At 75.8% G+C, this 19,256-nt stretch carries 17 protein-coding genes and 1 pseudogene; 10 read left to right on the forward strand and 8 right to left on the reverse strand.

The genetic code is table 11. The features are described 5' to 3' along the window. Positions 1–17: 17 nt before the first annotated feature. Positions 18–246: pseudogene (locus AC5K6T_RS10225) on the forward strand (hypothetical protein); the annotation flags it as partial. Here the strand turns inward: AC5K6T_RS10225 and AC5K6T_RS10230 are convergent. From AC5K6T_RS10230 to zapE, 3 genes are all read right to left on the reverse strand, one after another. After that, positions 191–1,168 carry a polysaccharide deacetylase family protein gene (locus AC5K6T_RS10230; RefSeq protein ID WP_493209271.1) on the reverse strand — a complete coding sequence of 326 codons (978 nt, stop codon included), beginning with the start codon at positions 1,166–1,168 and terminating at the stop codon, positions 191–193. The pseudogene AC5K6T_RS10225 and the gene AC5K6T_RS10230 sit on opposite strands and share 56 nt — an antisense overlap. Positions 1,169–1,396: 228 nt before the next feature. Further along, positions 1,397–2,173 carry a slipin family protein gene (locus AC5K6T_RS10235; protein ID WP_493207746.1) on the reverse strand — a complete coding sequence of 259 codons (777 nt, stop codon included), beginning with the start codon at positions 2,171–2,173 and terminating at the stop codon, positions 1,397–1,399. A 109-nt stretch (positions 2,174–2,282) separates the two neighbouring features. Next, positions 2,283–3,386, reverse strand: a complete 1,104-nt coding sequence (gene zapE / locus AC5K6T_RS10240) for a cell division protein ZapE (protein ID WP_493207748.1) — start codon at positions 3,384–3,386, stop codon at positions 2,283–2,285. A 37-nt stretch (positions 3,387–3,423) separates the two neighbouring features. Between zapE and AC5K6T_RS10245 the strand changes: the two genes are divergently transcribed. The 5 genes from AC5K6T_RS10245 (at position 3,424) to AC5K6T_RS10265 (ending at position 8,171) form a co-directional block, all read left to right on the forward strand. After that, entirely contained in the window at positions 3,424–4,392 is a 969-nt protein-coding gene (locus AC5K6T_RS10245; RefSeq protein ID WP_493207750.1) for a pyrimidine reductase family protein, read from the forward strand. A 152-nt stretch (positions 4,393–4,544) separates the two neighbouring features. Then, the gene (locus AC5K6T_RS10250) at positions 4,545–5,018 is read left to right on the forward strand and encodes an indole-3-glycerol phosphate synthase (protein WP_493207752.1); all 474 of its coding nucleotides are present in this window, start codon (positions 4,545–4,547) and stop codon (positions 5,016–5,018) included. Between the two features lie 489 nt (positions 5,019–5,507). Further along, positions 5,508–6,896, forward strand: a complete 1,389-nt coding sequence (gene murC / locus AC5K6T_RS10255) for a UDP-N-acetylmuramate--L-alanine ligase (RefSeq protein WP_493207754.1) — start codon at positions 5,508–5,510, stop codon at positions 6,894–6,896. 17 nt (positions 6,897–6,913) lie between these two features. Beyond that, entirely contained in the window at positions 6,914–7,321 is a 408-nt protein-coding gene (gene msrB / locus AC5K6T_RS10260) for a peptide-methionine (R)-S-oxide reductase MsrB (protein WP_493207756.1), read from the forward strand. 52 nt (positions 7,322–7,373) lie between these two features. Beyond that, complete coding sequence (locus tag AC5K6T_RS10265; protein WP_493207758.1) at positions 7,374–8,171, forward strand: 4'-phosphopantetheinyl transferase family protein; 798 nt, start codon at positions 7,374–7,376, stop codon at positions 8,169–8,171. 13 nt (positions 8,172–8,184) lie between these two features. Here AC5K6T_RS10265 and AC5K6T_RS10270 read toward each other — a convergent pair whose 3' ends face one another. Continuing rightward, complete coding sequence (locus AC5K6T_RS10270; protein WP_493207761.1) at positions 8,185–9,180, reverse strand: lysylphosphatidylglycerol synthase transmembrane domain-containing protein; 996 nt, start codon at positions 9,178–9,180, stop codon at positions 8,185–8,187. Positions 9,181–10,232: 1,052 nt separating this feature from the next. On the opposite strand from AC5K6T_RS10270, the gene AC5K6T_RS10275 reads away from it, so the two are divergent. From AC5K6T_RS10275 to AC5K6T_RS10290, 4 genes are all read left to right on the forward strand, one after another. Then, positions 10,233–11,546 carry a PP2C family protein-serine/threonine phosphatase gene (locus tag AC5K6T_RS10275; protein ID WP_493207763.1) on the forward strand — a complete coding sequence of 438 codons (1,314 nt, stop codon included), beginning with the start codon at positions 10,233–10,235 and terminating at the stop codon, positions 11,544–11,546. A 283-nt stretch (positions 11,547–11,829) separates the two neighbouring features. Continuing rightward, complete coding sequence (locus tag AC5K6T_RS10280; RefSeq protein WP_493207765.1) at positions 11,830–12,996, forward strand: ABC transporter ATP-binding protein; 1,167 nt, start codon at positions 11,830–11,832, stop codon at positions 12,994–12,996. Continuing rightward, entirely contained in the window at positions 12,993–13,667 is a 675-nt protein-coding gene (locus tag AC5K6T_RS10285; protein ID WP_493207767.1) for an ABC transporter permease, read from the forward strand. The genes AC5K6T_RS10280 and AC5K6T_RS10285 overlap by 4 nt, the downstream gene beginning before the upstream one ends. After that, positions 13,664–14,332 (forward strand): ABC transporter permease, encoded by a 669-nt coding sequence (locus AC5K6T_RS10290; protein WP_493207769.1) that lies wholly within the window; start codon positions 13,664–13,666, stop codon positions 14,330–14,332. Before AC5K6T_RS10285 ends, AC5K6T_RS10290 begins: the two co-directional genes overlap by 4 nt. 135 nt (positions 14,333–14,467) lie before the next feature. On the opposite strand, the gene AC5K6T_RS10295 is transcribed toward AC5K6T_RS10290, so the two are convergent. From AC5K6T_RS10295 to AC5K6T_RS10310, 4 genes are read right to left on the reverse strand one after another with little or no spacing between them, the layout of a single operon-like run. After that, entirely contained in the window at positions 14,468–15,073 is a 606-nt protein-coding gene (locus AC5K6T_RS10295) for a GTP-binding protein (protein WP_493207771.1), read from the reverse strand. Further along, entirely contained in the window at positions 15,060–15,500 is a 441-nt protein-coding gene (locus AC5K6T_RS10300; protein WP_493207773.1) for a DUF742 domain-containing protein, read from the reverse strand. The genes AC5K6T_RS10295 and AC5K6T_RS10300 overlap by 14 nt, the downstream gene beginning before the upstream one ends. A gap of 23 nt (positions 15,501–15,523) precedes the next feature. Then, entirely contained in the window at positions 15,524–16,000 is a 477-nt protein-coding gene (locus AC5K6T_RS10305) for a roadblock/LC7 domain-containing protein (protein WP_493207775.1), read from the reverse strand. Next, positions 15,997–18,975 (reverse strand): sensor histidine kinase, encoded by a 2,979-nt coding sequence (locus AC5K6T_RS10310; RefSeq protein ID WP_493207777.1) that lies wholly within the window; start codon positions 18,973–18,975, stop codon positions 15,997–15,999. The genes AC5K6T_RS10305 and AC5K6T_RS10310 overlap by 4 nt, the downstream gene beginning before the upstream one ends. Between the last annotated feature and the right edge of the window lie 281 nt (positions 18,976–19,256).

Below are 19,256 nucleotides of genomic sequence, written 5' to 3' on the forward strand. Positions count from 1 at the left end.
CGGCCTGCGCCGGGGACCTGAGCGACGATCACTGCCTGACCGGCGGCGACGGGCCGCGGCCGGCGGACGGGACACGGTACGGGCCGCCGTACGCGGAGTGCGTGCGGTGCCGGGAGCCGACCGGGTACCCGGAGTCGTACCGGGGCATCACCCTGGCCCGGTGTGCGAGTGGCAGGAGCCGTACCGGGGATCACCCTGTGCCCGGTGTGCGAGTGGCAGGTGGCGCGGCGGACGGCGTGCTCGGGCCGAGCGGGGCCCGCCCGGCCTCCCCGACGAGCTGCGAGACCCTCACGAACCGGTACCCCCGCCGCCGCAGTTCCGGGACGACGGTCCGCACCGCCCGCTCGGTGGCCGGGGCCGCGCTGCGGGTGCAGTGCAGCACCACGACCGAGCCCGGCCGGACGCCGTCCAGGACCTGCCGTGCCACCGCGTCCGCGTCGGTGGCGAACGCGTCGCCGCCCACCACGTCCCACTGCACGGCCGTCACCCCGGCCGGGGCGATCGCGCGCAGCGCCCGGTGGTCGTAGCAGCCGCCGGGGAAGCGGAAGTACGGCATCGCGTCCGGTACGCCCACCGCGCGGAACGCGGTGTACGCCCGCTCGACGTCGGCGCGCATCCGGTCGGCGGGCAGCGTGGGCAGCCCGTAGCAGTCGCCGGTGAACGCGTAGTGGCTGTAGGAGTGGTTGGCGACCTCGAAGAGCGGGTCCCGGGCGATGCCGCGTGCCTGGCCCGGGTACTGCTCGGCCCACCGGCCGGTCATGAACACGGTCGCCGGGACCTTCAGGGTGCGCAGCGTGGCGATCAGCCCGGGGTTGTCGAAGCGCTCGCCCGCCGCGGCGCGTTCGCCCTGGCCGGCGGTCATGTCGGCGTCGAAGGTCAGCGCGACGGTCTTCGCCGCACCGCGCGGGCCGTTGCGGAAGACGGGGGTCAGGCCGGCCGGGCCCGGGGCCAGGGTGGGCGGCCGGGACGGGGCGGCGGAGGGCGCCGGGCGGGCGGCCCCGCCGGCGGCGCTGCGGGCCGGCCCGGAGGGGGTGCCGAGCGGCGTCGCGGGGCTCGCGCCGTGCGGCGCCGGCGGGGCGGCGCCCTGCGGTGACCCGGACGGCGTGCCGCACGCGCCGAGGGCGGCGGCCAGCACGCACAGCGCGGCGGCACGGCGGATCCCGCGCAGCCGGCGGTCGGGTCCGCGGAGGCGTCGGGGCGGGCTGGGGCGCTCGGACCGTACGGAGATGATCACCGTACGAACGTACGGCGGGCGGCCCGCGTCCCCCGGTAGTCCGCGCCGTCCGGGCGCCGGTGCCGGGCGGGAGTCACCCGGGCGGCCCGCCCCACCGCACGGTCGGCGGCGTCCGGTGGCCCGGTCCGCGGGGCCCGGCCCGGAGGGCGCCCGCCGGGCAGGTCACGCCTCCGGCGGGGTCTGCTGGGCCCGCTCCAGGAAGCGCAGCAGCTCCACGGGGAACGGCAGCACCAGGGTGGAGTTCTTCTCGGCGGCCACCGCCACCACGGTCTGCAGCAGCCGCAGTTGGAGCGCCGAGGGGGTGTCGGCCATCTGCTGCGCGGCCTCGGCGAGCTTCCTCGACGCCTGGAGTTCGGCGTCGGCGTTGATGACCCGCGCCCGGCGCTCCCGGTCGGCCTCGGCCTGGCGGGCCATCGAGCGCTTCATGGTGTCCGGCAGGGAGACGTCCTTGATCTCGACGCGGTCGATCTGCACGCCCCAGCCGATGGCCGGGCTGTCGATCATCAGTTCCAGGCCCTCGTTGAGCTTCTCCCGGTTGGACAGCAGGTCGTCCAGGTCGCTCTTGCCGATGATGGACCGCAGCGAGGTCTGCGCCATCTGGGAGACGGCGAAGCGGTAGTCCTCCACGTTGACGATCGCGGCCTGCGCGTCCACGACCCTGAAGTACACGACCGCGTCGACCCGCACCGTGACGTTGTCGCGGGTGATGCCCTCCTGCGCGGGCACGGGCAGGGTCACGATCTGCAGGTTCACCCGGTGGATGCGGTCCACGGCGGGCACGATCAGGGTCAGTCCCGGCCCGCGGGGCGCGCCGCGCACCCGGCCGAGCCGGAAGACCACTCCGCGCTCGTACTGCTTCACCACGCGGGCCGCCGCCGCGAGGTACACCAGCGCGGCCGCCCCGACCCCCGCGATCACCGCCAGCAGCTCCTCCAGCATGGCGACCTCCTCGTCCGCATCCCGGGTTTCCCGGTTCTGCCGGGGTATGCCCGGGTGCCGGACCGGATGCCGGTGGCCGCGGGCGCCCGGCAGGCCGGGGCGGCGGCACTCAGGGGCGGGTGAGCCGCTGGGCGTCGCGGGCCAGCGCGGTGAGACGGGAGATGGCCCGGAAGTACTTCTTGCGGTAGCCGCCCTTCAGCATGTCCTCGCCGAACAGCCGGTCGAACGGCATGCCGGAGGCCAGCACCGGCACCTCCCGGTCGTAGAGCCGGTCGGCCAGGACGACCAGCCGCAGCGCCGTCGACTGGTCCGGGACCGGCGTCACACCGGTCAGGCAGACCGCCCCGAGGCCGTCGGTCAGGGCGCCGTAGCGGCTCGGGTGGACGCGGGCGAGGTGCTCCAGGAGGTGGGGGAAGTCGTCGAGCGAGGCGCCCGGCGTGGCGTACGCGGCCTGGGTGACCTGCTCGTCGGAGTACGGTGCCGGGGCCTCGGGCAGACCGCGGTGGCGGTAGTCCTCGCCGTCGATGCGCTGGGCGCGGAAGTGCGCGGACAGGCCCTGGATCTCGCGCAGGAAGTCGGCGGCCGCGAACCGGCCCTCGCCGAGCCTGCCCGGCAGGGTGTTGGAGGTGGCGGCGAGTGCGACGCCCGCGTCGACCAGTCTGCCCAGCAGCGTGGAGACCAGGACGGTGTCGCCCGGGTCGTCCAGCTCGAACTCGTCGATGCACAGCAGGCGGTGCCCGGACAGCGTCCGCACCGTCTGCTGGAAGCCGAGGGCACCGACCAGGTTCGTCAGCTCCACGAAGGTGCCGAAGGCCTTGAGGGACGGTTCGGCGGGAGCGGCGTGCCACAGGGACGCCAGCAGGTGGGTCTTGCCGACGCCGTAGCCGCCGTCCAGGTACACCCCGCGCGGCCCGGCCGGGGTCTTCGGGGCCTTCGCCCGGCCGAAGCCGAGGAAGCCGCGCCGGCCGGCGCCGGTGGCGTGCGCGCCGCCCAGGCCGGCCGCGAAGCCCTCCAGGACGCCGACGGCCTCGGTCTGACTGGGCTGGGCGGGGTCGGGGATGTACGTGCTGAAGCGCACCGCGTCGAACCGCGGCGGCGGCACCATCTCGGCGACCAGCCGGTCCGCGGGGACGTGCGGCTCGCGGGCGCACAGGGACAGCGGGGCCGCGTCGGCTATCGGGTGGAGCCCGGAGGCGGTGGAGGAGGACGACACGGTTCCCCAGCTTATGCCGCGTGGAACACTGCCTGGCATGCGACGCCTGTTCCCTGTGACCGACGAAACAGCAGCCCCCGCCCCGCCGGCCGCACCCGCGGTACGCGGCGAGGAGGGCGGCGCCGAGGGGCCCTGGGCGCCCGGAACCCGGGGTGCGGCCGACCGGGGCGGGGCCGGCGGGGCCGCCCGGGACGCCGCTGCCGGCGGCGGCGAAGGGGCCGCGGGCCCCGCCGCCGGAGCCGACCGCGAGTGGAGCCTCGCCGAGCTGGCGGCCGCCTACGCCTACCCGGAGGGCGTGCCGGGGCCGGAGGCGGGCGCGGACCCCGGCACGGACCCGGGACCGCGGGTGTGGGTGCGGGCCAACATGGTCTCCACGCTGGACGGTGCTGCTCAGCACGGCGGACGGTCCCAGCCGATCTCCTGCGCGGCCGACATGCGGGTCTTCGGCACGCTGCGGGCGCTGGCCGATGTGGTCCTGGTGGGTGCTGAAACGGTACGCCAGGAGGGTTACCGTCCCGGACGCGCGCGGGCGGAGTTCGCCGCCCTGCGGGAGGCCGCCGGTCAGGCCCCCGCGCCCGCCATCGCCGTGGTCTCGGCGAGCCTGGACCTCGACTTCTCGCTACCGCTGTTCGCCTCCCCCCTGGTCCCCACCGTCGTCCTGACCGGCGCCGCGGCCCCGGCGGACCGGGTCGAGGCCGCGCGGAAGGCCGGGGCGCTGGTCGTGGTCGCCGGCGACCAGGCCGGGGTGGACCCCGCGCGCGCCGTGCGGGCGCTCGGCGAGCTGGGCCACCGCCGCGTCCTGACCGAGGGCGGGCCGCGGCTGCTGGGCCAGCTGATCGCGGCCGGGGTGCTCGACGAGCTGTGCCTGACCGTCTCGCCGATGCTCACCGCGGGCGACGCGCAGCGCATCGCGGGCGGTCCCGCGGTCGCCGTACCGCGACGGTTCGAACTCGTTTCCCTCCTGGAGGAGGCCGGGTTCCTGTTCGGTCGGTACCGCCGGCCGTGAAATCAGCGGAATCATTCGTTCCGTTTTGCTTCCGCTGGGCACACTAGGACCGGCAGTACCCGTGCGATCACGGGGCAGGATGGTTTCCGCAGGGCCTGGCCGGCCCACGCAGGACGGAGGGCCCACGGGCCCTCGGACAAGAAGGGGCGCTGGTGTTCACAAGCGTTTTGATGATCGAGAAGGCCCTGACGTCCGCCGACGTGGAGTTCGTCACCACCTTGCACGGAGACGAGCAGGTGTCCTTCCACGTACTGCTTCAGCCGCGAGGCGAGCAGGCGGACCGGTTGCTGCGTGCCATCGACGACATCGCCCTCGGGGAACTGGACGAGGCGGTGCGGGAGGGGGACACGCCGGAGGGGGACGAGGCGCTCAGCGTCGGCGAGAAGGCGCTGGAGGTGTCCTTGACCGCGCTGCGTGCCGCGGGAGGTGAGGCGGAGGGGCGCCTGGTGGAGGATCATCCGCTGGACGCGCTGAAGGTGCTGGTGGGCGAGGTGGGTGCGGACGAGGTCATCGTGCTGACCGACCCCCACTACGTGGAGGAGTTCTTCCACCGGGACTGGGCTTCCCGGGCGCGGCACAAGGTGGGGGTGCCGGTGCTGAAGCTGTTCTCGCACAGCCGCGAGTAGCTCCGCCGGAGGGGCGGGGCCGGTGCGGGGGCCTGTCCGGCGGGGCCTGCGCGGGGTGACGTGCTGCGCCGTCGTGGCTGGTCGCGCAGTTCCCCGCGCCCCTTGGGTGTGGGTGTGCTGCGGCGTCGGGAAGTGGTTGCGTGTTCCCCGCGCGCCTTGGGGTGTGGTGGTGGGAGTGGCTCGGTGGTGTCGGGGGTGGTGACGTGTTGCGCCGTCGTGGCTGGTCGCGCAGTTCCCCGCGCCCCTTGGGTGTGGGTGTGCTGCGGCGTCGGGAAGTGGTTGCGTGTCTCCCTGCGCGCCTTGGGTGTCGGTGTGTCGCGGCGTCGGGAAGTGGTTGCGTGTTCCCCGCGCGCCTTCGGGCGCCGGGGGGCGGGCGGCAGCCATTAGGGTGGGGTGTCTCCTCGTGGCCGGTGGGGGGACCCGTCGTCCTGAACCAGGTCGAACCAGCTCGAACCAGCTCGAACAGCTCGAACCAAGGGGAGAACACGCATGGCATCCGGGCTTCCTGTCGCCATGGAGCGTCCGCACTTCATCGGTATCGGTGGTGCCGGGATGTCCGGGATCGCGAAGATCCTGGCGCAGCGCGGGGCCCGCGTCGCGGGCAGCGACGCCCGCGACTCGGCGACCGCCGACGCACTGCGCGCACTGGGCGCGACCGTGCACCTCGGACACGCGGCGGAGCACCTGGCCGACGACGCGAGCTGCGTCGTGGTGTCCTCGGCGATCCGCGCCGACAACCCGGAGCTGGCCCGTGCCGCGGAGCTCGGCATCCCGGTCGTGCACCGTTCGGACGCGCTCGCGGCGCTGATGGAGGGGCTGCGGCCGCTCGCGGTGGCCGGCACCCACGGCAAGACGACCACCACCTCGATGCTCGCGGTGTCCCTGAGCACGCTCGGCCGCAAGCCGTCCTACGCCATCGGAGGCGACCTGGACGCCCCCGGTTCCAACGCGCTGCACGGCACCGGTGAGATCTTCGTCGCCGAGGCGGACGAGAGCGACCGCAGCTTCCACAAGTACGCCCCCGAGGTCGCGATCGTCCTCAACGTCGAACTCGACCACCACGCCAACTACGCGTCCATGGACGAGATCCACGAGTCGTTCCAGACCTTCGCCGGCCGTATCGTGCCCGGCGGCACCCTGGTGGTCTCCGCCGACCAGGAGGGCGCCCGCGAACTCACCCGGCGCCTCGGCGGCTCCGTACGGACGGTCACCTACGGCGAGGCACCCGACGCCGACGTCCGGGTGCTGTCGGTGGTGCCGCAGGGGCTGAGGAGCGAGGTGACCGTCCTGCTGGACGGCGCGGAGCTGACCTTCACGGTGTCCGTGCCCGGCCGCCACTACGCGCACAACGCGGTCGCCGCCCTCGCCGCGGGCGTCGCGCTCGGCATCCCCGCGGCCGAACTGGCACCCGCGCTGGCCTCGTACACCGGGGTCAAGCGGCGCCTCCAGCTCAAGGGCGAGGCGGCCGGCGTCCAGGTCGTCGACTCCTACGCGCACCACCCGACCGAGATGACCGCGGACCTGGAGGCGATGCGCGCGGCGGCCGGCGAGGGCCGCATCCTCGTCGTCTTCCAGCCCCACCTGTACTCCCGCACCCAGGAACTCGGCAAGGAGATGGGCCAGGCCCTCGCCCTCGCCGACGCCTCCGTGGTCCTCGACATCTACCCGGCCCGCGAGGACCCGGTCCCCGGCGTCACCAGCGAGCTGATCATCGAGGCGGCGCGGGCGGCCGGCGCGGACGTCACCGCCGTCCACGACAAGGCCGGGGTGCCCGGGGCGGTCGCGGGAATGGCCCGGGCCGGGGATCTTGTTCTCACCATGGGAGCGGGCGACGTCACCGACCTCGGCCCGCTCATCCTGGACCGTCTGTCCGTCTGAGTGAGGAATGAGGGCGCATGCCGTACGACGTCGAGAAGCCGGACGAGCAGTGGCGGACGGAACTGACCCCGTCCGAGTACGCCGTGCTGCGCCAGGCCGCCACCGAGCCGGCGTTCACCGGCGAGTACACCGACACCAAGACCCGGGGCGTCTACTCCTGCCGCGCCTGCGGCGCCGAACTGTTCACCTCCGAGACGAAGTTCGACTCCCACTGCGGCTGGCCGAGCTTCTACGACCCGCGGGAGTCCGACGCGGTGGAACTCATCGAGGACCGCTCCCACGGCATGGTGCGCACCGAGGTGCGCTGTGCCCGCTGCGGATCGCACCTCGGACACGTGTTCGAGGGGGAGGGGTATCCCACCCCGACGAACCAGCGGTACTGCATCAACTCCATCGCCCTGCGGCTGGCACCGGACGAGGACTGACGGGGACGGTGGCATGGCGGACAGGCCGCTCCCGCCCGGGCGGGAGCGCCCGGTGACCGGCGTCGCGGCGGGGGCTGTCCCGCCGGAGGCCGGTGCGGCGGTGGACGCCGTCGAGGTGTGGGCCCTCCCGGTGGGCGCCCTCGCCGAGGACGTCCTCGACCCGGGCGAACTCGACGCCGGGGAGCACGAGCGGCTGCGGGAGCTGCGCCGCGCGGTGGACCGGGTGCGCTACGGCGCCGCCCACATCGCGCTGCGCCGGCTGCTCGCCCCGCGCCTCGGGGTGGCCCCCGCCGACCTCGTCTTCTTCCGCGAGCCGTGCCCGTGCTGCGACGCGCCGCACGGCAGGCCCGCCGTGCGCACGCCGTCCGGCGCACCGCACTTCTCGCTCTCGCACGGCGGCGACTGGGTGCTGATCGCGTTGGCGCCCCTCCCGGTCGGCGTGGACGTGGAGCCGTATCCGCCCGCCGCCGACGTGCCCGGCCTGACCGCCGTCCTGCATCCGCAGGAACGCCGCGAGATCGCGGGCGAGGCCTACGGGCCGGAGGCCTTCGGCCGGATCTGGGCGCGCAAGGAGGCCTACCTCAAGGGCCTCGGCACCGGCATCGCACGGCCCCTCGACGCCGACTACGTCGGCGGGACGGGCGGCACACCCGGCCCGGAGGGCTGGCAGGTCACGGACGTACCGGTGGGGGAAGGGCACGCTGCGGCCGTCGCCGTGCGCACCCCGGTGGCCGGACCCCGGGGCGTACGGATGCTGCCGGCCGGGTTCGTCACCGCGGCCCGCACCGCCCGGCCGGGCGCGGCCCGCCACCCGTCGCCGGGAGCCGGACAGCCGGCCCGGCCGGGGTAGCCGGGCCGCGTCCTCACAGCACCTTGCGCTGGACCAGGGCCGACAGCACCAGCGCGCCCGGCAGCAGCGGCACCCACACCGTCAGGACGCGGTAGCCGACGACCGTGGCCGTCGCCAGGCCCACCGGGGCACCGAAGGCGGCCATGGTGAGCACGAGCGCCGCATCGACCGGGCCGATCCCGCCGGGCGCGGGCACGGCACCCACCGCGGTGCTCGCCACCAGCAGCGCCAGGACCACCTGGGCCCATGACAGCGGCAGGCCCAGCGCGAACCCGACGGACGCGATCACACTGCCCTGCAGCAGCGGAGTGGCGGCCGCTCCGGCCCACAGCGGCACACACCGGCTCGGCATGGTGTGCAGCAGCCGCGCGTCCGTCAGGGCCGCGCGCAGGAGGCCGAGCACCGGACGGCGCAGCGGCCGGACGGCCGCGACGGCCACCGCGGCCGCGGCGAGCCCGGCCAGCGCCCCGCCCGCGGTGAGCAGCAGGGCCCAGCCGTCCGGCGCGAGGTCCCCGAACCGCAGCAGGCCCGGCGCCGCCGCCACGAACACCAGCAGGACGACCGTCTTCGCGACCGGCCGGACCGCCGAGTACAGCGCGAGCGAGGCCGTCGCGCGGGCCAGCGGCACTCCGCGGTTCTGCAGGAAGCGCAGGGTCACGGCGTGCGCCCCGAGGGACGCCGGCAGCACGTGGTTCGCGGCGCCCGCGGCGAACTGCGAGGCGAGCAGCAGCCCCGGCGGCAGCCGTTCGGGCAGGGCGCCCTGACGGACGCAGGCGGCCGCCACCCAGCCCAGACCGGTGAACAGCGCGGCGGCCAGCAGCCAGCCGGGGTCGGCGGCGGCCAGACGGGCGGCGCCGTCGCGCAGGGCACGCCAGTCGACCGCCGCCCACACGGCGATCAGCACCACAGGCGCGAGGCTCACCGCAAGGCGCAGGGCGCGGGCGGCGGCGGGTGAGCGGGCGGGAGCGGGGAGGGCCCGGGGGAGCCCGGCGATCGGCAGCATGGTCACGGCGTACGTCGTCCTTCCGCGTCGCGCCCGTGCGGCACGCCGGGCGGACGGAGGCAAACGGGGCGGGGGAGGCGCACCTGGGGGAGGGGCACCTGGGGGAGGGGGACCTGGGGGGAGGGGGCCTGGGGGAGGGGGACGACGGAAAGGTCCCCGTCCGGCGTGACGGCACGGTGTCGCGCAGCGGAAGCGGCGCGGGCGGCTGGGCGACACGGTGACGGGCCCGCGGCGGAAGGGAGCCGGCCGCCCCCCACGGCCGTGCCGGGCGAGTGCCCGGCACGCGGCGCCGGGCCGTGCCGGGCACCGCGGGCGGGCTCTCGTCGTGCACCCGGTGGCCCGGACCGGGTTCTCGTCGTGCACCCGTGGCCTGGACGGGGTTCGTGTCGTGCACGTGGTGGGCTGGACGGGGTTCGTGTCGTGCATGTGGTGGCCTGGACCGGGTTCTCGTGGGGCACGCGGCGGGCCCGCCGGTGCATGCGGCGGCCCGGGACGTGTCCCGGCGGGTCGTGCCCCGCGAAGTGGTGTAGGGGATCAAGCGCTCCGCGTTCCGGTTCGAGGCCCACGGTGATCTCCGTGGAGACGGCAACCCCGGAAGCCCCGCTGAAGCGGGTTGAACGTCCGATCCGTCCGAGTCACCGTCTCCGACCTGCGGATTCCGCTGCCTTGATCCCCTACACCACCCGGCGGGACACCATCTCCCGGCGCCTGGGCCGGGCCCGGGGCGGCCGTGCTGCCGCGACCGGCCCGGCCGCCTTCCGTCCGGCCCGCACGGCGCCGGGTGCGGCGCGCCCGGCGAGGCGGGACGTACGGCGGGACGAGGAGGTGCACGGGGCCGGCCGCAGGGCGTCGCGCCCGGCAGGCGCCGTACGGCTTGGTACCCGACGGGGCGCAGCCCGGGTCCGAGGCGTGGGGCGTGCCCGGCGGGGCGTGCGGCGGGACCGTCCGGGTGACGGCGAGCCGTGAGGTGTGCGGCCGGCGGGGGCTGATCCGGGGTGGCGGCGGAGGAGGTCGGTGCTTTCCGCGCTCCGGTTTGTCACTCTTTTAGAGTGTTCAGTGTGTCGCGGTGGATCCACTCGCCCCGAAGACCCGGCAGGACCCTCTCCGGCGGCCGGGACCGGCGCGAGGCGCGTGAGGCGCGCGCCGCCCGGCCGGGCGGCGGCCCGCCCCCGGTGCCCGGCGTGCGCACCGGTGCGGGCGCCCTGCGGGAGGCCGTCGCCAAGGTGGGCACCACACTGGACGAGCGGACCACCGGAGAGGAACTGACCCGGACGGTCGCCCCCTACGCCGGCTGCGCGGCCGCGCTGCTGCGGGCCGGCACCGAGGGCGGGCCGGCCTACGAGGCCGTCGTCGGTGACGCGGGCCTGCTGCCCGACCCCCGCTGGGCGGCCGCCGTGGCCGCCGAGGACCCCGGGCACGGCCGCGGCCGGGCCGGGACGGGCCCCGGCGGCCGGGTCCGGCCCGCGCTGTGCGTGCCGCTGGCCACCGGCGGCGACCGCTACGGCGTCCTGGTCTGCGGCCGCCAGGGGGCTCCGTTCACCCGCCCGGAGGCGGAGTCGCTCGCCCTGCTGGCCGAGCGGGCCGCCTCCCACATCCGGCACGCCCGCGAACACGACCGGGTCAGCCGGATCGTCGGCGACCTGCAGCGCGCCCTGCTCGCCGAACCCGGCCGCCCGCACCCCAACCTGGACGTCGCCATCCGCTACCGGCCCGCGGGCCGGCGCACGCTCGTCGGCGGCGACTGGTGCGAGACCGTCCGGCTGCACTTCGGCCGCACCCTGCTCGTCGTCGGCGACGTCATGGGACACGGCGTGGAGGCGGCGGTGGACATGACCGCCTACCGGCAGTCGCTGCGCTACATCGCCTCCGCCGACCTGCCCCCGCACCGGGTGCTGCGCCAGCTGGACGACCTCGCCTCCGCCGAACCCGACCGGCGCCCGGCGACCTGCCTGATCGCCCGCGTCGACCCCGCGCGCGGCCAGATCACCCTGGCCAGCGCCGGGCACCTGCCGCCCGCCGTGATCGACGCACACGGCGGGACGACCCTGCTGCCGGTGCCGGTCGGGCCTCCGCTCGGCACCGGCCTCGGCGGGTACGAGGCGGGCACCTACCGGCTGGGCCAGGGCGAGACCCTGCTGCTGTTCACCGACGGGCTGGTCGAGCACCGCGGCGAGGACATCGACGTCTCCCTCGACCGGCTGACCCGGCTGCACTTCACCGGCGAGCCGGGCGTGGAGCAGGTCCTGGAGACCCTGCTGACCCGGCTCGGCGTCGAGCACGCCGAGGACGACGTGGCCGTCCTGGCGGCCCGGCTGCGGCCCCGCGCGACCGCCCCCGGGGACGATGCCGCCGCCGTCCCCCGCGGCGGCTGACCCGGCGGCCGGGCGGCCGGACGTCCGGCGCACACGCGCCGGCCGGCCGCCGGGGACCGGACCCCGGCGGCGCCTTCGAGGCCGTCCGCGGCATGCCGCACCAGGCGCGGGCGCGGCACCCGCCGGGCCGGTCCGCCCGCCGGGGCCCTCCGGTGACGGCCCTTCAGCCGGATGGCCGACCCCGCGCCCGGCCTGCCGCGCCGGCCGCCGTCTAGACTCTCCCGGGCAACGGCCCGCGCGAGGGCGGGCGGGCGGTAGCCAGATCCGGAGGGTGTTCGGCGTTTTGATACGGATGGAAGCAGTCACCAAGCGGTACCCGGACGGCACGGTGGCGGTCGACCGGTTGTCCCTGGAGATGCCCGACCGCGCGATCACGGTCCTCGTCGGCCCCTCGGGCTGCGGCAAGACCACGACCCTGCGCATGATCAACCGGATGGTCGAACCCTCCGAGGGCACGATCCTCCTCGACGGGGCCGACATCCGCCGGCAGCCGGTCAGCACCCTGCGCCGGTCCATGGGTTACGTCATCCAGAACGCCGGGCTCTTCCAGCACCGCACCATCCTCGACAACATCGCGACCGTGCCCCGCCTGCTCGGCTGGGACAAGGCACGGGCCCGCGACCGGGCCCGCGACCTCATGGTCCGTGTCGGCCTGGACGCCTCGCTGGCCCGGCGCTACCCGTACCAGCTCTCCGGCGGCCAGCAGCAACGCGTCGGTGTGGCGAGGGCGCTGGCCGCCGACCCGCCCGTGCTGCTGATGGACGAGCCGTTCTCCGCCGTCGACCCCGTGGTGCGCAAGGGCCTGCAGGACGAACTCCTCAGGCTCCAGGAGGAACTGGGCAAGACGATCGTCTTCGTCACCCACGACATCGACGAGGCGGTGAAGCTCGGCACCATGGTCGCCGTGCTCCGCGAGGGCGGACGGCTGGCCCAGTTCGCGCCGCCCGCCGAACTCCTCTCCCACCCCGCCGACGCCTTCGTCGAGGACTTCCTCGGCGCCGACCGCGGCATCCGCCGGCTGTCCTTCTTCGACTCCGCCGGCCTCGGCCTGCTCACCGCCCCGATCACGGCCGTCGACTCCACCGCCGAGCAGCTCGCCGCCCGCGACCCGGGCGCCTGCCCCTACCTCCTCGTCACCGATCTCGACGGCCGTCCGCTCGGCTGGGGCGAGCCGGGTGCCCTCGTCGCCGGGCAGATCGACCCCGCCCGACTGCTGCCGCACGGGCGGCCGTTCGTCCCCGGCGCGGACTCCCTGCGCGCCGCCCTGGACTGCGCGGTGCTGTCGCCGACCGGCTGGGCGGTCGCCGCGGACGCCGAGGGCAGGGCCGTCGGCGTCGTCTCGCAGACCGCCATCGGGGAGGCCATCCGCGGCGCCCACGCCGAGGACCGGGCCGGCCCCGAGCAGCGCGCCCGAGCCGGCGCCGGAGCCGACGCCAAGGTCGCCGGATGAGCGGCTTCTTCGACATCCCCAGCGACCTCCAGCACAGCTGGGGCGGCCTGATCGTGCTGCATCTGCGCGAGGCCCTGCTGCCGGTGCTGGCCGGACTGCTGCTCGCGCTGCCGCTCGCCCAGCTCTGCGTCCGGATGCGCTGGCTCTACCCGCCGGTGCTGGCCGTGACGACCGTGCTGTACGCCATCCCCTCGCTGGCGTTCTTCGTCGTCCTCATCGACTACACCGGCCAGAGCGAGCTGACGGTGATGATCCCGCTCACCGTGTACACCCTCGTCGTCCTCGTGCCCGCGATCGTGGACGGCGTGCGCTCGGTGCCGCCGGAGACCCTCGCCGCCGCGAAGGCCATGGGCTTCGGCCCGCTGCGCCGCTACGCCCAGGTGCAACTGCCCATCGCGGTGCCCGCGATCATCGCCGGACTGCGGGTGGCCACCGTCTCCAGCATCTCCCTGGTCAGCGTCGGCATGCTGATCGGCAACCAGGGCGCCCTCGGCAACCTGCTGCACGACGCCGCCATCTACAACCGGCCCGAACTGGCCTGGAACGCCGTCCTCACCATGGCCGTCCTCGCCGTCGCCGTCGACGCCCTGCTGGTCGGCGTACGCACCCTGCTGACCCCCTGGATGCCGAGCGGCGACCGCCGGCCCGCCGCCGCGGAGGACGCCCGGTGAACGTGCTCGACTTCGCCCGCGCCTTCTTCGCCGACGGCGCCCACTGGCAGGGCTACGACGGCATCCCCGCCCGTCTCGCCGAACACGTCGGCTACACCCTGGAGGCGCTCGCCCTGTCCGCCGCGATCGGGCTGCCGGTCGGCCTGCTCACCGGCCACTACGGGCGCGGCGGCAACGTCCTCGCGCTGATCGCCACCGCCGGGCGCGCGCTGCCGACGTTCGGCCTGCTGGTGCTGGCGACGATGCTGCTGGGCTTCGGCAAGGCGCCCGTGATGATCCCGCTGGTGGTCCTCGCCGTGCCGCCGATCCTCGTCACGACGTACGAGGCCGTGCGCTCCGTCGACCCCTCCCCGGTCGACGCCGCCCGCGGCATGGGCATGCGGGAGCCGGGCATCATGCTGCGCGTCGAACTCCCGCAGGCGCTGCCGCTGATCCTCGGCGGGCTGCGCACGGCGGCCGTGCAGATCGTGTCGACGGCGACCATCGCCGCGTACGTCAGCTTCGGCGGCCTCGGCCGCTACATCATCGACGGGCTCTACCAGCGCGACTACGAGAAGGTGGTGGGCGGCGCGACGCTGGTCGCCGCGCTGGCCCTGGCGACCCTCGCGGTGTTCTGGGCGGTGGGCCGGCTGGCGGTGTCCCCGGGGGTCCGCAGAAGCGCCTGACCGGTGGCGGGGGACCGGGCGCCGGGCGCCGGCCCGGCCGTGCGGCCGGCGGACGGCCCGCCCGTCGCCGCCGCGGCCGGCCGCGCGGGCCCCGCCCGCCGTGCGGCCGTACCGCGGCGGCGACGGGCGGCGTCCTCAGGAGCCGGCTTCCCGGCGGGCCAGCGCCAGTTCCAGCACGGCCAGCAGGGCGTCCCGCACGGAGCCGCGCTCACGGGCGTCGAAGACGACGAGCGGGACGCCCTCGGAGACGTCGAGCGCCCAGCGCACCTGCTCCAGCGGGTGCTCCAGCCGCCCGTCGAAGGCGTTGACGCCGACCGCGAAGGGGATGCCGCGGTGCTCGAAGTAGTCGACGGCGGCGTAGCAGTCGTCGAGCCGGCGGGTGTCGACGACGACCAGCGCGCCGACCGCGCCCTCGACGACGTCGTCCCACATGAACCCGAACCGCTCCTGGCCGGGCGTGCCGAACAGGTACAGCGTCAGGGTGGGATCGATGGTGATCCGGCCGAAGTCCATCGCCACGGTCGTGGTGGTCTTGCACGGGGTGTGCGACAGGTCGTCCACGCCCGCCGCGACCTCCGTGATCGAGGCCTCGGTGGTCAGCGGCTCGATCTCGGAGATCGCGCCGACGGCGGTGGTCTTGCCCACGCCGAAGCCGCCCGCGATCACGAGCTTCACGGGCAGCGGCGGCTGCTCGGCCACCGGTCCGGCCGCTCGGACGGCGACCTGCTCAGTCGGAGTCACGCAGTGCCCCTCGGGAGTCGGGGATGGCGCGCAGGCCCTCGATGACCCTGCGCAGGACGGACGCGTCGTGGGTGGCGGCCGTGTCGGGCACGTGCACGGTCAGCTGACCCGCCGCCCGCAGGTCCTCGGCCAGCACCCGCACGACGTTCAGATGCAGCCGGAGCCGGGCCGCGAGCTCCGCGATCGACTGCGGCCGCCCGCACGCGGCGACGATGTCGTGCCGCTCGAAGGACAGCCCGTCGAGCGCGGCGAGCCCCGCGGCGGTGGCGACCACCTGCGTCTCCACGGGCACCGGCCGCCCGGCCGGGTTCCGCGCGACCCGGCCGGCGGTGACCAGGAACGGCCGCACCGCCGCGACCGGCCCGACGGGCTCCGCCGCGGCCTCGCCGGCGCCCGTGCCGTCCGCCGTGCCGCCGTCCGCAGCCATGGTGATGCAGGTCCTCTCGCCCGTCAGCCGGACTGCGCGACACCGACGGTGTTCTTCAGCTCCAGCACGAGCTGCGGGCTGAGCGCCGTCCCGGCGCGGTTGGCGAACAGGGTCATCTCGTAGGCGATGTTGCCGAGCTTGGCCTCCTTGTCGGCGACCACACCGAGCACGGCACCCGCGCCGATCGCGGAGACCAGCACATGGCCGCCCTCCAGATCGATGATGACCTTGTTCAGGGCGCCCAGCCCGTAGTTGCCGGAGGCACCGGCGGCCAGGCTGGTCAGGCCCGACACGATCGCCGCGAGCCGCTCGGAGTGGGCGCGCTCGCGCAGCTGGGCCACCGCGATGAGCAGCCCGTCGGAGGACACCGCGATCGCGTCGACGACGCCCGCGGTCTCCGTCGCGAACCGGTTGAGCAGCCATGTGAAGTCCGCTGCGGCCGCCCGCAGGTCCTCCGGGGCGGCCTCTCCCGTCGGGGTGTCACCTGTCGACGTGCTCACTGCTCCGCTCCTTCCGGGGGGTTGTCGTGCGGGCCGGCCCGGCGCGGTCCGGGCCCGCGTCCGCCGTCGTCGGGCGGGCCGGCGCTCCGGCCGGCCGCGCCGCCGTGGGGGGCGCCGGCCCGCTGCCCGCCGTCGTGCCGGGCGCTGTCGCCCGGGGCGCCGCCCACCGGGGTGCTGTCCCGTCGTGCGCCCTCGTGTGATGCGCCGTCGCGTGGTGCGCCGTCGCGTGGTGCGCCGTCGGGGTGCCTGCCGTCGGGATGCCCGCCGTCGTGCCGGGCGCTGTCGTGGTGGGCGCGTGCCACCGCCGCCTCGAACTCCTCCAGTTCGCCGCGCACGGCGTCCGCGTCGGCGCGCGGGGCGGTCTGCGGCGCGGTCGGGCGTCCGGTGTCCGGGGCGGTGGCGCGCAGGGTGGCGCCGCGGACCCGGCGGCGCAGCGGGCGTCCGGCGGTCCGGCCGGCCGCCTCGCCGCCCGGCGCGACGCCCGCCGCGGGGCCTGCCGGTGCCGTGGGGCCGTCCGGCGCGACGGCCGCCGGGGCCGCGGCTCCCGGTGCCGTGGCGTCCGTGCCGGCCGCGCCGTCGGCGCCGTCGGCGGGTGGCGGGTCCGGCAGGGAGCGGGGCTTCGGGACGAGCGGGGCGCCGCCGGGGCCGTGCGCCGTGCCGCGGGGGACACGGCGGGGGAGCGGGGCGTGCGGCCCCGTGTCCGAGACCCGGCCGGGAAGCGGGCCGCCGGAGTCCTCCCCGGTGGCGGGCAGGCCCGTGCCGGGCCGCTCCGCGGCGCCGTCCGGGCCTCCGGCCGCGACGGCGCGCACGCCCTCGGTCCCGGTGCCGGCCGTGGCCCCGGCCCCGCCCGGCTCCGGGCTGCTCGGGCCGGTGCCGTCCGCGTCGCCGGCCCGGGTGCCGTCCGCGTCGCCGGCCGGGGGCCGGGTGCCGTGCGCGGCTCCGGCGCCGCCCGTGCCGGCCGGCAGCGCCACGTCCTTTGGCCGGGCAGCCGGTTCCGCTCCTTCGGCCCGCTGCGCACCCGCGGACTCCGGCTCGGCCCCGGCGACCGTCGTGAGCAGGGACGCCGGCACGGTGACCTCGGCCGTCACACCGCCGCCGCGGGTCCGCGACAGCCGTACCCCGATGCCCCAGCGGCGGGCCAGCGCGCCGACCACGAACAGGCCGAGCACCTGCGTGGGCACCAGGTCCAGCCGCTCGCGCCGGACGAGGCGGGCGTTCTCCTCGGCGAGCCGCTCCCCGCTCAGGCCCAGCCCGTGGTCGGCGACGGTGACCGTCGCACCGTCGGCACCGAGGCCGACGGCCACCTCCACGGGCGTGCCCGCCGGAGAGAACTGCACCGCGTTGTCGAGGAGTTCGGCGACCATCAGGGTCAGGTCGCCGGTCACGTCGGGGGACACCAGCGCCTCGGTCCCGGCGTGCAGTTCGACGCGCTGGTAGCCCTCGATCTGGCCGAGTGCGGCCCGTACGACGTTGGTGAGGGCCGTCGGACCGGCGTGCAGGACCGTTTCACGCAGGCCCGCCAGCAGCATCAGGCTGTCCGCGTTGCGGCGCAGCCGGACGGCGATGTGGTCGATGCGGTAGAGGCGTTCGAGGAGCGCGGGGTCGGTCTCGCCGCGTTCCACGGCGTCGATGAGGGCGAGCTGCCGGGTGGTGAGGTTGCTGACCCGGCGGCCGACGTGGCCGAACATCTCGGCGACGTTGCGCCGGCTGAGCACCTGGCGTTCCAGCAGGGCCGCGGCGGTGGTCTGCACACGGTTGAACGCGTCGGCGAGGTCGCCGATCTCGTCCCTGGCGGTGACCGGCACCGACCGCAGCCGGGGCGGGCCGTCGTCCTCGGCGTCCTCGTCGGCCACCCGCGCCAGCTCCCGTCCCGCGACCTCGGCCACCTCCTGCGCGGCAGCGGTGAGCGCGGTCACCGGCCGGACGACGGACCGGCGGACCACCACCGACAGACCCAGCCACACGGCGCAGCCGAGCAGGGCCAGGCCCAGCAGCAGGGCCGCGCGGATCTGGGAGTCCGCGGAGGCGGAGTCCGCCCGGTCGGCGATGTCGCCGATCAGCGCGGTGGTGACGGCGAGCCGGACGCCGGCCTGTTCGCGGAACTCGGGATAGGCCGCCAGCGCCTGCCGGAACCCCTCCCGCAGCTCGGCCACGTCACCGGCCTGCAGGCCGCTGGGGTCGATCTGCAGCTCGGCGTACCGTGTGTCGATGGCGGCCTGGGCGCTGTTGTGCTCGATGCCGCGCAGCCGCTCGGCCTGCTCCTCGTCGGCGAGCCGGGTGAACCGGTCGGCCTGGTAGGTGTACTGCTCGTACGAGCCGACCGCGCCGAGCAGCTGGATCAGCGCGTTGGAGTCGCGGGTGCCCGCGGCGAAGACCCCCGTCTCGAACGCACCGTGCGCGGCCCCGGCCCGCAGCAGCGCGTCCAGCAGGCCGCCGGTGTAGGTGGCGGTGAGTACGGAGTCGCGGTTCAGACCGAGCCCGTCGATCAGTCCCCGGGCGGCTCCCGCGTACGCCGGGTCGATGTTCTCGGCCGGGAGATAGCCGTCCTCGACGGTGCCGCGCAGACTGTCCAGCGCCTCGACCTCGCGCAGGGCCTGCGCCTCGGTGTCCGGCAGCCGGTCCCCGAACGTCCGGCGGACCTCGTCGAGCTGCTCGTCCACGACCCGCTGGGCGGCACGGTAGGCCGCGGTCGAGGGCGGGCCGGCGCCCTCCGACGCCTCGTGCCGCACCGACAGCAGCACCGCCTGCTGGTGCTCGGCCTCCAGCCGGTCCACCAGCGCCGCGACCTCGGTGCTGTCCCGGACCAGCCGGGCCGCGGCCCGCGCCCGCTGCGAGTCCTGGAGCAGGTCGGTGACGAGGTAGGCCAGCAGCAGCCCGATCACGGCGAGCGGGACGCCGAGCAGCACGTTGAGCTTGCGGCGGAAGGGCCACCGTTCGGCGAAGCCGCGCAGTCCGCTCCGCTCCTTCGGGGACACGGCGCCTCCTTCGGGGCGGGTCGGTGCCGGCATGTCGGGGCCGGGATGTCGGGGCCGGGATGACGTTCGCGAGCTGCTGCGACCCGCGCCGACTCCGGGGAGACTACCCCTTCCCGACCGGACGGACGGGGGGAGTTCACATCAAGAGTCCGTTACAACCAGCCATGGTTCGACGACGTCTCGTTCATCCCTCACACACAGTGAGTCACGTCTCGAAGCCAATTGGTGACCCGGCTGCACTTGACTGATCGAGAAGCCGCTGGATTGGATCGACTGGTGCG

Source organism: Streptomyces sp. B8-7 (assembly GCF_058833805.1).

What these genes read in the sequence shown, in the direction of transcription:
- msrB (WP_493207756.1), top strand. Translation starts at nt 6,914, where the DNA reads ATGCCGTACGACGTCGAGAAGCCGGACGAGCAGTGGCGGACGGAACTG.
- murC (WP_493207754.1), top strand. Translation starts at nt 5,508, where the DNA reads ATGGCATCCGGGCTTCCTGTCGCCATGGAGCGTCCGCACTTCATCGGT.
- AC5K6T_RS10245 (WP_493207750.1), top strand. Translation starts at nt 3,424, where the DNA reads ATGCGACGCCTGTTCCCTGTGACCGACGAAACAGCAGCCCCCGCCCCG.
- AC5K6T_RS10235 (WP_493207746.1), bottom strand. Translation starts at nt 2,173, where the DNA reads ATGCTGGAGGAGCTGCTGGCGGTGATCGCGGGGGTCGGGGCGGCCGCG.
- AC5K6T_RS10300 (WP_493207773.1), bottom strand. Translation starts at nt 15,500, where the DNA reads ATGGCTGCGGACGGCGGCACGGCGGACGGCACGGGCGCCGGCGAGGCC.
- AC5K6T_RS10285 (WP_493207767.1), top strand. Translation starts at nt 12,993, where the DNA reads ATGAGCGGCTTCTTCGACATCCCCAGCGACCTCCAGCACAGCTGGGGC.